Source organism: Psychrobacter sp. Pi2-52, assembly GCF_904846705.1.
Lineage (GTDB): Bacteria > Pseudomonadota > Gammaproteobacteria > Pseudomonadales > Moraxellaceae > Psychrobacter.
The window spans coordinates 34,567-49,934 of record NZ_CAJHBS010000024.1; the positions used below are offsets into that span (position 1 = coordinate 34,567).

At 42.8% G+C, this 15,368-nt stretch carries 14 protein-coding genes; 4 read left to right on the top strand and 10 right to left on the bottom strand.

Annotated features, from left to right (window positions below; all coding sequences use genetic code 11):
* Positions 1–117 precede the first annotated feature (117 nt).
* The gene (locus JMY00_RS11775; RefSeq protein WP_201580276.1) at positions 118–1,410 is read right to left on the bottom strand and encodes a hypothetical protein; all 1,293 of its coding nucleotides are present in this window, start codon (positions 1,408–1,410) and stop codon (positions 118–120) included.
* An 84-nt stretch (positions 1,411–1,494) separates the two neighbouring features.
* On the opposite strand from JMY00_RS11775, the gene JMY00_RS11780 reads away from it, so the two are divergent.
* Entirely contained in the window at positions 1,495–1,704 is a 210-nt protein-coding gene (locus tag JMY00_RS11780) for a helix-turn-helix transcriptional regulator (protein WP_058025361.1), read from the top strand.
* A 37-nt stretch (positions 1,705–1,741) separates the two neighbouring features.
* On the opposite strand, the gene JMY00_RS11785 is transcribed toward JMY00_RS11780, so the two are convergent.
* From JMY00_RS11785 to JMY00_RS11820, 8 genes are all read right to left on the bottom strand, one after another.
* Positions 1,742–1,900 (bottom strand): transposase, encoded by a 159-nt coding sequence (locus tag JMY00_RS11785; RefSeq protein ID WP_224737862.1) that lies wholly within the window; start codon positions 1,898–1,900, stop codon positions 1,742–1,744.
* Between the two features lie 433 nt (positions 1,901–2,333).
* On the bottom strand, positions 2,334–3,170 hold the full coding sequence (locus tag JMY00_RS11790) for a cation transporter (protein ID WP_057758797.1): 837 nt from the start codon (positions 3,168–3,170) through the stop codon (positions 2,334–2,336).
* Between the two features lie 233 nt (positions 3,171–3,403).
* Complete coding sequence (lspA, locus tag JMY00_RS11795; protein ID WP_057758795.1) at positions 3,404–4,111, bottom strand: signal peptidase II; 708 nt, start codon at positions 4,109–4,111, stop codon at positions 3,404–3,406.
* Positions 4,112–4,252: 141 nt separating this feature from the next.
* Complete coding sequence (ccmI, locus tag JMY00_RS11800; RefSeq protein ID WP_191114792.1) at positions 4,253–5,533, bottom strand: c-type cytochrome biogenesis protein CcmI; 1,281 nt, start codon at positions 5,531–5,533, stop codon at positions 4,253–4,255.
* Positions 5,530–6,081 carry a cytochrome c-type biogenesis protein gene (locus tag JMY00_RS11805; protein WP_191114791.1) on the bottom strand — a complete coding sequence of 184 codons (552 nt, stop codon included), beginning with the start codon at positions 6,079–6,081 and terminating at the stop codon, positions 5,530–5,532. The genes ccmI and JMY00_RS11805 overlap by 4 nt, the downstream gene beginning before the upstream one ends.
* Entirely contained in the window at positions 6,078–6,728 is a 651-nt protein-coding gene (locus JMY00_RS11810) for a DsbE family thiol:disulfide interchange protein (RefSeq protein ID WP_105244428.1), read from the bottom strand. The genes JMY00_RS11805 and JMY00_RS11810 overlap by 4 nt, the downstream gene beginning before the upstream one ends.
* Entirely contained in the window at positions 6,721–8,775 is a 2,055-nt protein-coding gene (locus tag JMY00_RS11815) for a heme lyase CcmF/NrfE family subunit (protein ID WP_105244429.1), read from the bottom strand. Before JMY00_RS11815 ends, JMY00_RS11810 begins: the two co-directional genes overlap by 8 nt.
* Before the next feature lie 120 nt (positions 8,776–8,895).
* Positions 8,896–11,097, bottom strand: a complete 2,202-nt coding sequence (locus JMY00_RS11820) for a heavy metal translocating P-type ATPase (RefSeq protein WP_201549280.1) — start codon at positions 11,095–11,097, stop codon at positions 8,896–8,898.
* Positions 11,098–11,239: 142 nt separating this feature from the next.
* On the opposite strand from JMY00_RS11820, the gene cadR reads away from it, so the two are divergent.
* From cadR to JMY00_RS11835, 3 genes are all read left to right on the top strand, one after another.
* On the top strand, positions 11,240–11,650 hold the full coding sequence (gene cadR, locus JMY00_RS11825; RefSeq protein ID WP_007394845.1) for a Cd(II)/Pb(II)-responsive transcriptional regulator: 411 nt from the start codon (positions 11,240–11,242) through the stop codon (positions 11,648–11,650).
* Between the two features lie 192 nt (positions 11,651–11,842).
* On the top strand, positions 11,843–12,595 hold the full coding sequence (locus JMY00_RS11830; protein WP_191114789.1) for an IS5 family transposase: 753 nt from the start codon (positions 11,843–11,845) through the stop codon (positions 12,593–12,595).
* 265 nt (positions 12,596–12,860) lie between these two features.
* Positions 12,861–14,042 (top strand): cation diffusion facilitator family transporter, encoded by a 1,182-nt coding sequence (locus JMY00_RS11835; protein ID WP_077448184.1) that lies wholly within the window; start codon positions 12,861–12,863, stop codon positions 14,040–14,042.
* A 116-nt stretch (positions 14,043–14,158) separates the two neighbouring features.
* Here JMY00_RS11835 and JMY00_RS11840 read toward each other — a convergent pair whose 3' ends face one another.
* Complete coding sequence (locus JMY00_RS11840; RefSeq protein ID WP_068405068.1) at positions 14,159–14,881, bottom strand: CHAP domain-containing protein; 723 nt, start codon at positions 14,879–14,881, stop codon at positions 14,159–14,161.
* Positions 14,882–15,368 lie beyond the last annotated feature (487 nt).

Consider the following 15,368-nt stretch of genomic DNA (forward strand, 5'->3'; position numbering starts at 1 on the left):
TCAGTAGTAATAAAATTGTTCAGCAAGTCATATAATATTCTATCTAGATAACTTTTCTCTCACTAGTATGGCTTATTCGGCTAATTTAGTTGTATTAATGATTTAGACGTAGGTAGATCATGATTGTTTGATATCAAGAGCTATTGTGACTGAATAAATAGTGTTTCTAGCGTTTCCTAGAGCTGCATAACTTATTGGCTCTAAAGCTTTCTGAGACCTATATGGGCTGAATATCTCATCAATAGTGTAGTGAAAACTACCATCATCTACTCCAAATACATAATCAAAAAATATTTTGGCCATTGCAGACTGAGGATGGCTAGCATCGCGAAAAGATTTATTGTGACTCCAACTACCACTGTATATTTTATTGAATACTCTCTCTATATTACCAGAAACAGAATTTGAAGCATGTTTTCGAGTAATACCTGGTTTTTGCACGTATGCAGCAGCATTTTCCACAGACTTCCAAATGATATAATGCATGGTTGATACAGAGCATTCAGCTAAACATGATCTGAGAATACTAATTAGCTTTTCGCCAATAGGCGGTGCTAGATAGTTCAATCTTGACCTAGTAATCAGGTAGCTTAAACACTCTCCTAGCTGTAACTTTTCACACCAGTTCTTAAATTGATCATTCGCTACTAGAGCACTGGTATTTTTCTGAGATTTAGCGTTTATCAAGATTTTAGTAAGATTCTCAATACTATAAGCAAACTCAAAGATCGCTTGATAGAAATCTATCTCTAGCTCTTTTTCTTCGTTGATAGTTACGTATTCGTAGCTATTTTCAGAAGCGAGTATGAGCAGATTTCGGTTAAAAAGATGCTGTAGTATCTCTTCATCTAATTTAGAGAACGGTGATAAAGGTAATGATAAATTGTCACGTAGAGAGACTGTATTCCTTATATTATCTGCCCCTAGGCTCTCTACAGTCGCTGCGAGTAGAAGTTTATCCACATCGTTAAGCTCAGTGACTGAAGGAATACTGCTTAATTGAATGCTTCGGCATTGATTGATGTACTCTAGAGCGGTCTGTCTCTTTTCTTCTGCTAAACGGTCTTGTTTAAGACGATACTCTAAGTACTCTTGATCCATTCTTTTTTCAAGCGCCGCCCTGCAATCATCACACCGCCATCTAATAAGATCCAATCGAGTTAGCTGTGAGCGAGTATAGCAAATCTTAGTTGTACCGCAGTCTATGCATTGGCAGTCTAGTACGACAAGATGAGCATTTATTTTAACGATACTAGGTATATCCTGATGCTTAACATCAAACTCTTGACCTATTTCTTTACAGGTATATATAAAACCACTTCGTTTATCGCCTTCTCTTAACCAGTACCTCTCACAGATCAGCTTATTAGTTTCTGTTATATCTGGCTGATACTCTAGTTTTGTTTTCATACTCACCTCATAATACCGACTATATCCCGTGGATATTATAGCCCACCACTGTGAGTATTGCTATTTTTAGCAGTGGTTGGTGAGATGAAGACAGATGAACGCATGATAGCCTTTGGAAAGCGTATCCGTGATGTGCGCAGAAGCAAAGGAATATCTCAAGAAGTGCTGGCAGAGATGGCAGATATTGATCGAAGTTATATGGGAAATATCGAGCGTGGAGAGAAGAATGTCACTCTCAAAAAGGCCTATGATATTTGCGATGCATTGGATATAGATATTAAGGATCTAGTCTAAATTGTTCGATTCATAATAATATGATAGTTAACTATAGTCAGTCTAGAATAAAAGAGATACAACCCATATCATGAAACAGCTTAGGTAGATTATTCTCCATCCAGCCTTGACGTAGAAATTTTGCCTGTGCCCACTTCTTTTCAATGGGATTTAGATCAGGGCTGTAGGGTGGCAACCAAAGAATACGAGAGACCATCCCAGATTCTGTGTAACTGACGTTTAGATTAAATACTTACACAAAATTTAGGAAGGTCTCTGAAAATTAACCACCTGACACAACTCGTCACCTACTAACAGATCTTGGCGGTCATAAAAGTTGCCCCAACGCTTATAATTATTATCCGTTCTCGACTCAGGGTTATAAGTAATGGCGATGTAGGTTTGAATTTTATTAGTGTCCTAAATTAGTTGACCACCACCAGATTCTTATCAAAGACTTCATCATCTATTATTCGCCAAACGGCAACTTGCTGATGGTCTTTGGTGGTGACTAGATTTAAAGTTTGTTCAATCATTGCTTGAGGTCTCATATCCTTATGATGTTTATTTGCTTCAAACCCAGTTACTTTACACTTAGCGGTTTAATTAAGCTACTTACTTGAGCTATTTGCTTCAGTTATTAGGCTTGGCTACTTACTCAACTTCAATATTCTAAAGGCGCCCTGAATAACTAAAGCAAATACGATGCTACCAATAATCAAATCAGGCGTACTAGAGTGTAACCAATTAACCAAAATCCCTGCAACAATTACCCCTAAATTGATAATCACATCGTTTGAAGTGAAAATCATACTGGCTTGCATATGGGCTTCTTCTCCTTCTTTGCTTTTCGATTTTTGTAGTAAATAGAGGCAAATCAAGTTTGCAATTAGCGCAAGAATCGATATGACTATCATGGTAGAAAAGTCAGGTAACTGCTCATTGCCAAAGAAACGTCTTAGTACTTCTAAAAAACCAAGAATCGCTAGCGTAATTTGAAAATATCCGGCAATTCTAGCAATCCGTTTTTTCTTAATGACCGTTCCACCGACCGCAAATAAGCTAATTCCGTACACCAAGCTATCTGCTAACATATCTAAGCTGTCGGCGACCAACCCCATCGAACGAGAAATCAGTCCCGTGCTCATTTCAATAATAAAGAAAGCAAAGTTAATGACCAGCACTATCCATAGTAGCTTTCTTTGCTCAGCATCTTTTTTGTGACTAGAGTCAGCATCAATTTTAAAATTATTGTTGGGATCAGAGGGGTCAATGGTTTCGGTCGAGAGTAGGGTGTCTCCTAATTTTAGGTCATGAATAGCAGTCTCTATCCCTTCTATATTGTCATGATGAAACACAGTTAATTGACGGTTAGGAATGTCGAACTCAAGATGTTCAATATTCGAGTGGCCCTCTAATTTCATTCGGATTAGGTTTTCCTCCGAAGGGCAGTCCATCTTCGATATTTTAAAAGTTGTTTTATTCATAGTTACATTTATATCCGGGTGGTGGTTCAAAAAGTAGGCTGAAAAAAAACAGGCTGAGAAATTGATAAATAGTGAAATGCAAATGACACTATACATCAAATGCCCAGCCTGTCTAAGTAACATTACCTTCCAGTTCACATTTTATAAACATACTCAAGTATAAAAAGTATTTTTCCGTATAGAGTGAATACGACGCTAGTTCATTTTGTTTGTGATAATCGGCATCAATGTGCTTATTTATTACGCTTACTTTCTAAAAATATCATGTCAATTATAATCAATGCGACACCGACACAGACACCTATATCTGCAACATTGAAAAGAGGATAATTCCAGACATCAGCATAATGCACATGGATAAAGTCAACCACTTTACCAATTCTTAAACGATCGATTAAGTTGCCAATCGCACCACCAAGCATTAAGGCCAACCCCATAGATAATAGCTTGGCTGCACGTGGCGCTTTGATTAAATAAACCGTTAAAAAGATAGCCATTACAAAAGCTACGCCTGAGAAAAACCATTTCTGCCAACCGCCAGCGTTGGCTAAAAAGCTAAATGCTGCCCCATAGTTATAAGCGAGTGTCCAGTTGAGAAATGGTTCAATGACCGGTACGGGGTCATTGAACGCTAATGTGGTTTGGGCCAACCACTTAGTCCATTGATCAAGTATTAATACCATTATCGCCAACAAATACCAGATAAAAGCGCGACTGCCATTGGCAACCATTTTTGGTATTTTGTCCAACTTATCTTTAGGTGTTATTGAGTTGCCTGAAGTCACGTACATAGCTTTAGGCGTATGATTTATGGTTTTAGAGTCAATCGATTGATGAGTACTACTCACAGCTATAGGTACCTTCTTGTCAGCAATATTAGTACTAGCCGATTCAACGCTATTCAATTTAGTACTATCTAATCTGTCGGTAGATTCAGTCATAGTTGTTTCCTTTATCTATGTTTATACAATGAACAATGTTAAACGTATATGTTTTTGGTATACGATTATTAATCGCGCCACTTTCATAAACGGCTCCACTTACCGCTCTGGTATTATGAAACTTACGGTAATAATTTTTTATTAGGGAATCTGTTGATTGATTTCAACATTAACCTGAGTCTGTTCAACGCTAATCATTATAGGATTACCCGATAAGTCGCCTGATTCTGCTATGGCATTACCGCTATGACTAATACGAGCAACGACTGCTAACTGAGTTTTGTCACTACGAGCTGAATTTAACGTGCGATCTGGCATCATCGCATCAAGATTGCTTAAGCGGATACTAGCCTCACCTTGCTTGATAATACTAATGGGTAAACGTTTGGCGGCAAACGGAGGGCCCCCTTTCACATCACGTATCGCTACAAACAACACATCATCAGCTTTCACTAACGGTAATAAATTAGCGTTAATTTTCACTGTCACGTCAATACCTTCTAGCGCTTGCTTTTCTTGCGTGCTAACGTAGTTGCTTAACTCATCTAAGCTTGCTAAAGCTTTAGTATGATCACCTGGTTTGGCCACAATGCTGCCTTGTAAGCGTTTAATCCAACCTTGCGCTTGGGCAAAGTTACTACCACGTGCCTCACCCATTGCCATTAGCATCTGCGCACCTTCATGCTGTGGATTTTTGGCAAGGACATCTTGTAATACACGGCGGCTACTGGCATCAAGCTGACCTTTATTGGCAAAAAAGCTAATCTGCGCATAAGTGGTCGCAATCTCTTCATTGTCTGGTGACAGACGGTAAGCGCGTGACAAAGCTTCAATCGCTGAGTCGGTAGCTTCAAGCGATAAAAACAGCTCTGACAAACGCATCCAGCGATCAGGATCATCGGCATGACGATAAACGTTGGTCTGCATCGCGCTGATAAGCTGCTGGCCGTTTTCGATTGCCCATACAGGTGGCTGATCGATTTTGCCAGTCAACAAGTCATCAGCGACTTTTCCGACCTTGTCTTCGGCCGTCCACAGATCAAACACAGGCGTTCGGTCACCCACCATCAGATACGCCAGCGCAGCCAATACAGGCACCCAAACCATGAGGATCAAGCGGCTTTTGATACCAGGGGTGACCATCGGCGTGACTTCACGCTGGGCATCCAATAGCTGACGCTCCAGTTCCAGCTTTTGATTTTGATAATGGCTATTATTAATAGTACCGCTGTCTTTATCTGTTTGTAGCTCAGCTAAACGTTCGCGAAATACTGCAACATTAATATCTAGCAGTTGATTGTCTATTGGTTTGGACTGCAAACGCGGTGCTCGTAGCCATGGCATAATAGCAATTAGCGCAAATATAAGAGCAATCAGCAAGCTTAGAGCTACAAATAAGCCAAAAGTAGAAAATAGAGTCATTTTTTGTCCTCTATGCTAGTAATATCGTGGTCGACATTCTCAGCTTGCGATAATAGACGATCAAGCTCAGCCTTTTCCGCAGAGGTCAAGGCAGCAGTACTGTTCACTGTAACGCCGTTTTGGCCACGGGCGACAACTTGGCGGCGTTTACTTTGCCAAAACCACCCTATCAATAATACGATCAGTAGCAATGGCGGAAAAAACCATAAAATCCATGTCGATGGACGTACAGGCGGCTTGTAGCTGATAAAATCGCCGTAGCGCTCTTGCATATAATCCCGGATTTCCGCATCACTACGTCTGTCTTTAATCAAATCATAGACTTTTTGCTTTAAGTCTTGGGCAATCGGCGCATCAGAACCTGCCAAGTTTTGGTTTTGGCATTTCGGGCAACGTAGCTCTTCGATTAGCCCTCGATATTGGGCTTCTTGTTGTGCAGAGTCAAAATCATATACCTCTATCGCCGCATAGCTGGTCACACTTAGGAGACAGGCAAGTATTAAGCTCGCTACTTTTATCGTAACGGCCTTTATTGAACGGGCTATCATTTGCACACCTCTTCAACCTGAATCGCATCTGGACTGACGTTATTATCATTGGCATCATTGAGTACCGTTAAGCAAGGCTCAATACGATCTTGCCAGTTACTCTCGTTAATCTCACCAACAATGTGCTGGCGAATAACGCCTTCACCATCGACAGTGAAAGTCTCAGGCGCACCCGTCAACCCTAAGTCCAAGGCAAACTGGCCGGACAAATCCTGAATAGACATCGAAAAGGGATCACCGCCTCGGTTGAGATAGCTGAGCGCATCACCGATATCGTCTTTATAATTCACGCCAACCAGATTGACACCACGCTCTTCTAGTTGCATCAAAAAAGGATGCTCAATAACGCAAGTTGGGCACCAAGAGCCCCAAATATTCATCAAAAAGGGCTCATCAGGTAAGTTGTCATTGGTCATGATCCGACTGGTATCGGACAACAATGGCAGCTCAAACGCTGGTACTGGGCGTTCAAGCGCGGTATTGGTTACGATTTCAGTCGGCTGCCCCAAACGAAAATAAAGCATAACCATAACAGCAGCAAAGATGATCAGCGGGATCAAAAACCATATTCTAAATTGGCTTTTTTTCATTGTTCGATTACCTTTTGTTTCAGGGGGTTGCTCGGAAAAATGATTAGACTTAGTCATTTTGCTTCTCCCCTATTAGTGTCGTGTTATTAGTAGTGCTTTTAACATCTAAATCAGTAACCGTCGTAAAGCCTGACTTACTCGCTGCAATTTGTGCAGGGGTCTTGGATGTTTTGAGACGATAGCGCCTATCAAGCATACTCAGCAGACCACCCAATGCCATAATAATAGCGCCGAGCCATATCCAACGAATTAATGGTTTTACATAAATCCTTAATGCCCATTGGTTACTACCATCGGCAATAGGTTCGCCCAGTGCGACATAAACATCGCGCATAAGACTGGGGTCAATAGCAGCTTCAGTTGTTGGCATCGTGCTGATAATATAAGTACGCTTTTCTGGAGTCAGTTTCGCCACTTCACGACCGTCTTTGGATACCACCACTTGCGCTTGCGTTGCATCAAAGTTACTACCCTTTATTTCAAAAAATTCAGTTACTTCAAAATCGTAACCTTGAACATTGACTGTATCGCCAATACCCATTGCTACGTCACGCTCAATACTCAGGCTACTAGTAAAGGCTATGCCAATGACAGCAACCAATACGCCAATATGAGCAGTCTGTTGACCCCAATAGCTCAGACGCAACTGCCGCAAACCGTTAAAAAGATTAGGCGCATTCTTAGTTTTATCTTTAAAATCAACTGCCATCCATAGCAGTGCCCAAAAGCTAACGGCTAAAGTCACACCAATATTAAGCATAGACGATGGATTAACAAAGTAAGTAATAATGGCGGCTAATACTAAGCTACTAACGGCGATGACCATGCCTATACCCAGTAGTGGACGGGTGTCTTTTTTCCAGCGAATATTTGAGCCCATACCCATAGCTATTAATAACAGCCACGTTAAAGGTACAAATAATGCATTAAAATAAGGAGGGCCAACGGACACTTGTCCTAAACCAAAAGCATCAGCGATAATAGGGTAAAGGGTGCCGAGCAGCACCACTAAGGTTGCAATCAAAATGATGGCGTTGTTGATCACTAAAAAGGACTCACGTGAAATCAGCTGATATTGACTTTCAACGGTTAAACGCCAACCTCGAACGGCAAACATTAATAGACCACTACCGATGATAATGCCAAGAATAGCTAAGATAACCAAACCACGCGTCGGATCAGCGGCAAACGAATGCACTGAGGTAAGGACTCCAGAGCGTACCAGGAACGTGCCAAGCAAGCTTAAGGCAAAGGCGAAAATAGCCAGCATGATGGTCCATGCTTTAAACACCCCGCGCTTTTCAGTGACTGCTAATGAATGCAGCAATGCTAAGCCGACAAGCCAAGGCATAAACGAGGCATTCTCTACCGGATCCCAAAACCACCAACCGCCCCAGCCAAGCTCGTAGTAGGCCCACCACGAGCCCAGTGCAATACCAATGGTCAAAAATCCCCAAGCCGCGAGCGCCCATGGACGTGACCAGCGTGTCCAAGCAGCATCTAAACGCCCTTCCCACAATGCCGCCATACAAAATGCAAAAGGTACTACCATACCCACATAGCCCATATATAACATGGGCGGATGAATAATCAGACCGAAATCTTGTAGGACAGGATTTAAATCAGCGCCATCGACCGCTAGATTGGGTAAGGTACGCTCAAACGGTGACGAGGTAAATATCAGCATCGTTAGCATCATTAACTGTACACCGGCCAAAATAACTAATACCCGCGCACGCATTGATAACGGCAAGCCGCGACTAAAGTATGATACCAGTGCACACCATGTGGCCATGATGGTCATCCATAGCAGCAAAGAGCCCTCGTGTCCGCCCCATGTCGCCGATAACTTATAGTACCAAGGCAACAGCGTATTAGAATGCTGCGCGACGTAACTGAGGCTAAAATCATTATAATAAAAACCTGCTATCAAAGCGCCAAATGACGTTATCATGGCGGCAAACTGTGCCCAAGCTAGGCTAGGGGCTAGTCGTTGCCAAGCAACTTGGTTACGAATAACACCAATAGTTGGCAGAATTACCTGCAATAACGCCAGTACAAAAGCGGTAAGCAAGGCAAAATAGCCCAATTCTGTAATCAACATACGGTCTAACCTTATTTACTCTAATGCGGTTGCAGTTTACTGTGGCGGTGGAATTTTTATTATTAGAACCCACCCCGAAATCTGCTGCTATCTCTAGTTTTTAATTGATTTCGAAGGGTTTTATTTAACTACTTTAGGCGGATTTACCAGTGGAGGCGCGCCTTTAAAGCGCAGTAAACGTAACGCATTAAGAGTAACGATCACTGTTGCTCCAGCATCAGCTAGAACCGCAATCCATAGTCCAGTAATGCCGAATATGGTCGTGATCAGAAAGACGCCTTTGAGACCTAAAGCGAAAATGACGTTCTGATGAATGTTGCGCATGGTGGCACGTGAAAGTGCGATGAGATGAGCCATGTCCGTAACACGACTTTTTAATAATGCGATATCGGCCGTCTCAATGGCCACATCGGTACCACCACCCATCGCGATGCCAACATCGGCAGTTGCTAGCGCTGGCGCATCGTTAATACCATCACCAACCATCGCTATTTTGCGGTTGTTCTTCATCTCGTTAAGCAGGCGCAGTTTGTCCTCAGGCAACAGCTCAGCTTCCCATTCCACGTCTAAATTACTGGCAAGTGCTTGAGCGGTTAAGCGGTTGTCGCCTGTTAGCATGACGGAGCGCACACCCATCGCTTTGAGCTGAGCCACACCTTCATGAGCGTCGTCTCGTAATTCGTCTCTTAGCGCGATTAATCCAAGCACTTCACGGTTTTGCTCATCGAAAAGAACAGAGACGGTCTTACCCTCATTTTGCAGCGCCTCAATTTGCGCCTGTTGTGTGGATGAAATCAATGCCTCATCGGCTGCGTAAACAGGCGAACCGATAGCTAGCGCGCGCTCCGCGACAGTTGCGTGTACCGCTTTACCGGCAGTTGCAGAAGTATTGAAGGCCACAGGTATGAACACTTTAGCAGCTTCAGCATGACTAACAATGGCTTCAGCAAGCGGGTGACTAGAACCAGTCTCCACACTGGCAAAAAGTGCCAATATCTCATCTTGACCTTGAGAATTCTGACCTTGAATACTTGAGTCCTCTTGTGTAAAGGCAACAACATCGGTCACGCGTGGTTTGCCTTCAGTTAAAGTGCCTGTCTTGTCAAAAGCGACCGTCTTCACTTGGCCGATAGTTTCTAAAGCACTACCGCCTTTGATCAGCAAGCCACGGCGCGCACCAACAGCAAGACCAGAGGCGATGGCAGCGGGTGTTGATAGTACAAGAGCACAGGGACAGGCAATCAGCAACAGTGCTAGACCGCGATACAACCAAGTCGACCAATCTCCACCCATGGCTAACGGTGGAATGATAATAATTAGTGCGGCAATAGCCATCACTGCGGGTGTGTAATAGCGACTGAATTTCTCAATAAAACGGGCAGTGGGTGCTTTGGAGGCTTGGGCTTGCTCTACCAGCTCAATAATGCGCGAAATGGTGTTATCGGCGGCTGTCTTTTCTACGCGCACTTGGAGCACACCATCGATGTTAATTGACCCTGCAAATACATTGTCACCCATCGTCTTGGCAACAGGAACAGACTCTCCCGTCACGGGCGAATCATCAAGGCTGGACGCACCTTGAACAATGGAACCATCAGCAGATACCCTATCTCCAGGACGCACCAGCACAAGGTCATTCACTTGTAATGAAGTCGCTGGAACGTTACGCTGCCCACCTTGAGCATCAAGTAAAATTGCACTTTTCGGAACCAGCGATGATAAGGCTCTGATGCCAGCGCGAGCGCGATCAGCAGCGATACTCTCAAACAGTTCACCGATTGAGAACAAAAAGACAACCGCTGCGGCCTCTTCAGCTTCACCAATGATAAGTGCGCCAAGCACGGCGACGGACATCAGCGTTTCAATTGAAAAGAATGAACCTGTTTTAGCCAGTGCTAAGGCTTTGCGCGCAAATGGAAAAACGCCTACAATCACAGCGATGGCAAACACCCATATCCCATAAGCGGGCAACAGTAGTGACAGTGCATAACCGCTGCCCATCAAAATACCGAGGCCAACAACCTGTTTGCCTTTTTGAGTTTGCCACCATTGCTTATCCTGCGGAGCCATCTGATTGTCGCTGTCAATATCAATAGCCGATACAGTTTGTTGACCAGTATTGGCAGAGATGCCGAACCCTAGGCTTTTGATTGTTTTTTCGATATCACTAGCCTGAGTCGGCGCACCAGGGGCTAAATTTAGCTCTAGCGTTTCTGTAGCGAAATTCAGCTGAACATCAGAAACCCCAGGCATACGTTTCAAAGCTGTTTCAATCTTGCCGATGCAACTGGCACAGTCCATACCTTCAATATGATATTTCATAATAATTTACCCTTTGAATAATGATATTATGAACCCTATAGTGGCTTTAGAGTCAAGGTTATTTATCTACAGTTTCGTAATTTTAATTTCTCTAGCGCTAGTCTTTACAGCCACTTTAATTATTTAAATCATAGAGGTTGTTATGACAATCAAAATTGGTGAGCTCGCTAAACGCACAGGTGCCACAGTAGAAACCATTCGCTATTATGAAAAAGAGCGTTTATTACCCGAGCCTTTTCGTAGCGAAGGGAATTATCGTTTATATAATGAAGAGCACATTGAGCGTCTACAATTTATCCTACATTGCCGTACGCTCGATATGGCTTTAGATGATGTGCGAATCTTACTTGAATACTGGGAGTCGCCTGACAAGGACTGCGGCGATGTGAATAACTTGCTAGATGAGCACATTCATGCTGTGGAAATACGAATGGAAGAACTGATGCACTTAAAGCATCACTTGACCGTTTTGCGCCAGAAATGTGCAAGTAGTGCACCAGCGTCATCATGTGGCATTTTAAACGCGCTTGTCGATAACTCCTGTCATGAGTAATGATATCAGTAGTGTTCATTTCTGACGGATCAAATCATGAAAGGTTAAATACGCCCTGATGTTAAGCACAAAAAAACCCAGCAATGATATTAAGATCACTAGGGCGTGTTGAACATTGGGTATAAATTAATGGCAAAAAAAATAGCGAACGGTTAATCTTTAAGTTCTCACACAAAAAAGATATCGTTCGCTATGCCTCGCACTATGCTCAAAGATGAACACTGGACAAGACTGAAACCTATATTACTAGAACTTAATATCTATGACAAAGGAAATCTTAGACAAACGGTTGAAGGCGTGCTTTATCGCATGCGTGTTGGCTGTCCTTGGTGCGACTTACCCGAGTGTTTTGGCAAGCCCAATACCATCTATAAAGCTTACCAGCGCTGGTTTCGTAGTAATAAGCTGATTACGCTGTTTGCTTTATTAATCAAAGACGCAGACCTTGAGTGGGTCTTCATTGATGGTACTCATATTAAAGCGCATCAGCACAGCAGTGGTGGCAATGAGAACCTACAATCCATTAGTAAAAGTGTGGCAGGACGCGCGACCAAGATTCACTTGGCAGTAGATGCGCATGGCAATCCGATTACCTTTATCTTGTCAGATGGCACGACCCACGATGTTAAAGTCGCACCTGACTTAGTAGACAAAGTTAATTTGAGCAACACAGAGGTTTTATGTGCCGATAAAGGCTATGATTCTGATGCACTACGAGCGCATATTGAACAAGCAGGGACACGGGATAACATCCCTCGAAAACGAAATACTCAGTCTTCTAACGACCATATGGACTGGGACTTATATAAAGCGAGGCATCTAGTAGAAAATGCTTTCGCCAAACTAAAACAGTATAGGGCGGTTGCCACCAGGTTTGATAAGCTCAAGCAAAGTTATGAAAATACGGTCGCTCTTGCTTGTGCTTATATCTGGCTCAAATTATGAATGTTCAACACGCCCTAGTCAGTTCAAAATAACATGGTGATAAATTGAAGAGTGCTACTGGAATGAATGTTGCGCAGCCTCTGTAATAACAGCATGCAAGGAAAATTTATACCAGTAGCACGATGTCATTTTTGCAGTGAATCGACTATAGCTTACTGGCTGCATTTTTACCTCGTCGTTACAGCTTCTAATACTCGACTATGTTAGATTTATCATTAATCCTTGAAGTTATTTACCATAAGTCTTAATAAATTTGAGTAACGTTATGAGTCAAGAAGATGCCAGTCATAAGCAAAATAAGCATTTGCCTCCAAGTGAGCCTATTGATGTCTATAAAAACAACGATAGTAACTATACTGCTGGCAATCAAGACGCTCATGATCATGACACTCACCTAGAGCAAAACACCGCACCAAGAGATACCAAAGGCTATCAGCGTACGTTACTGATTAGCTTTGTGATCATCACAGGCTATATGTTTATCGAGGCGATTGGTGGCTTACTGACAGGCAGCTTGGCGTTACTCTCTGATGCAGGACACATGCTCAGCGACGCCATCGCCCTTGGTGCGACGTTGATGGCATTTAAAATCGGCGAAAAAGCCGCCACCCATCAAAAGACCTTTGGCTATAAACGCTTTGAGATTATCGTGGCCACCGTCAATGGTGCGACGCTAGTAATTATCGCCTTGATGATTTTTTATGAAGCGATCAAACGCCTTAACTCACCGCCTGAGATTGCTACCCAAGGTATGCTAATCGTCGCCACCATCGGTATGCTGGTTAATATCTTGGTCGCTTGGCTGATGCATCGTGGTAGTAGCGGCAGCGATGGACACACCCACAGCCATGGAGCAAATGCAGACAAAGTAAATAAAGAAAAAGCAAATAAAAGCAATGATTCCAAAGAGCCTGTCAACCTCAATATGCAAAGCGCTTACTTGCATGTATTAAGTGATTTGATGGGCTCTGTCGCCGCGATCATCGCCGCTTTACTGATGATGGGGTTTGGCTGGGTTTGGGCCGATGCCGCAGCGTCGGTGATCGTCGCGGTACTTATCTTAGTAAGTGGTTACCGCGTTGTACGTGATTCGGTACATGTCTTGATGGAGGGCACGCCAGAAGGCATATCGCTGGTAGATGTGGAAGACAAGCTGCTTGCCCATCCACAAGTAAAACAAGTCCACGACCTGCATATTTGGAGCATCACCAGCGGGCTAAATGCGCTATCTTGCCATGTGATGGTCGATGGGGATATGAGAATCTCGGATGCCAGCGTATTGATTGCCAATCTTGAGCAAGGGTTGCTTGCGCTTGGTATTCATCACGCCACCATTCAGGTTGAAAGCTTGTCACACCCGCAGACCAGCGCCCATAGCGATGCATTGGTCTGCGACATATCAGAGCAGCAAAGCTCTGCGAATAACCATATCGGGCACAGTCACTAGTCACTAGGGCGTGTTGAACCTTCAACCATGGCACTGACAGAGACTATTTGTGAATGTTCAACACGCCCTACTGGGTTGGAGGAAATAACAACTATGTTGTGCTGACTTAGAAAGTCTTATTTATCATTCATAGCAAGGTAGATATTACGATCTGATGCGGATGCGTCATCCACGTATTTTGAATCGCGCCATGTCGTATAAGCATAGACACCACTGTATGGGCTGATGCTGTTCTGACGGAAGTCAGAAATCCAATTTGTACCATCGAAAATTTGAATATGGCCATGTGGACGCTTTGATGAGCGATCATAGACAATAACATCACCTACTTGGGTTGGCATATCATTGCTGATTTTGCTGAAACCTGCTTTCTCAAGTGTGCCACGAGTAGCGTACTGATAGGCTGAAGGATTTGGAGTGAACTCATAACCAGCTGATTGTAGTGCTTTACGTACGTAACGGGCACAATATCCAGAGCTGCCAGATAAAGCCACTTTTGAGGCGCGAGCAGCAGCGATAGCGGGGGCTGAATTGCTGTCAGGAACCTTATTGACTTGCTGCTGTTGTTTTTCAGCGTATAAGCGGCTGTTTAATGATGAAAGCTGATTCTCTTTTTGCTTGGCCTGCGCACTTAGGTTGCTAATTGCTTGACTAATTTCATCATTATTAGAAACATAAGCACCACTTTTGGTGCTATAGATGTTTTTTGATGAACCGTAGTTTGATGCCACAGAAGTATTGGTGATGGTATTATTTGTTTGAGAGATTGTGATAGCAGCACCACTCGTTTGTGCTATGCCCATACCCAGTACTGACAAAATCAATAAAGCCTGTTTCATAAATCTAATACCTACGGTTAATTCAAAATCGTCTGTTATCAACAACAGCGCAGTCAATTAAATCTCAATAACTCAAGTATATATATGTCATAGTGACTGATACTTCTGCTGCATATTATTCATATAAAAAATGATTATTGGCGATCACAGCTCATTGAAGTCTTACGAAGCTGTTACAAATCAAGCTGCTGACCAAAACACAAAGCCGACTTTAGCATAGGTTGTTTAGCCTGTCATTCCCCTTAAAAACCCCAAAAATACTTTTTTGATGTCGAAAAAATTGCTAATATCCCACATTTTACAATGTAAGTTTGTGTAACATGTACAGAATATAGCTGACTAGATTGACCACAATTTCTACTGTTTTATAAGCAAAAAAACGTCTGAGGGTTAAATCTATAATTTAGATTTAACCCTCAGACGTTTTTCTATTGGATGAAGTAATTACCCTATATAGGGTCTAACTAATTATTAAGATAATATAATA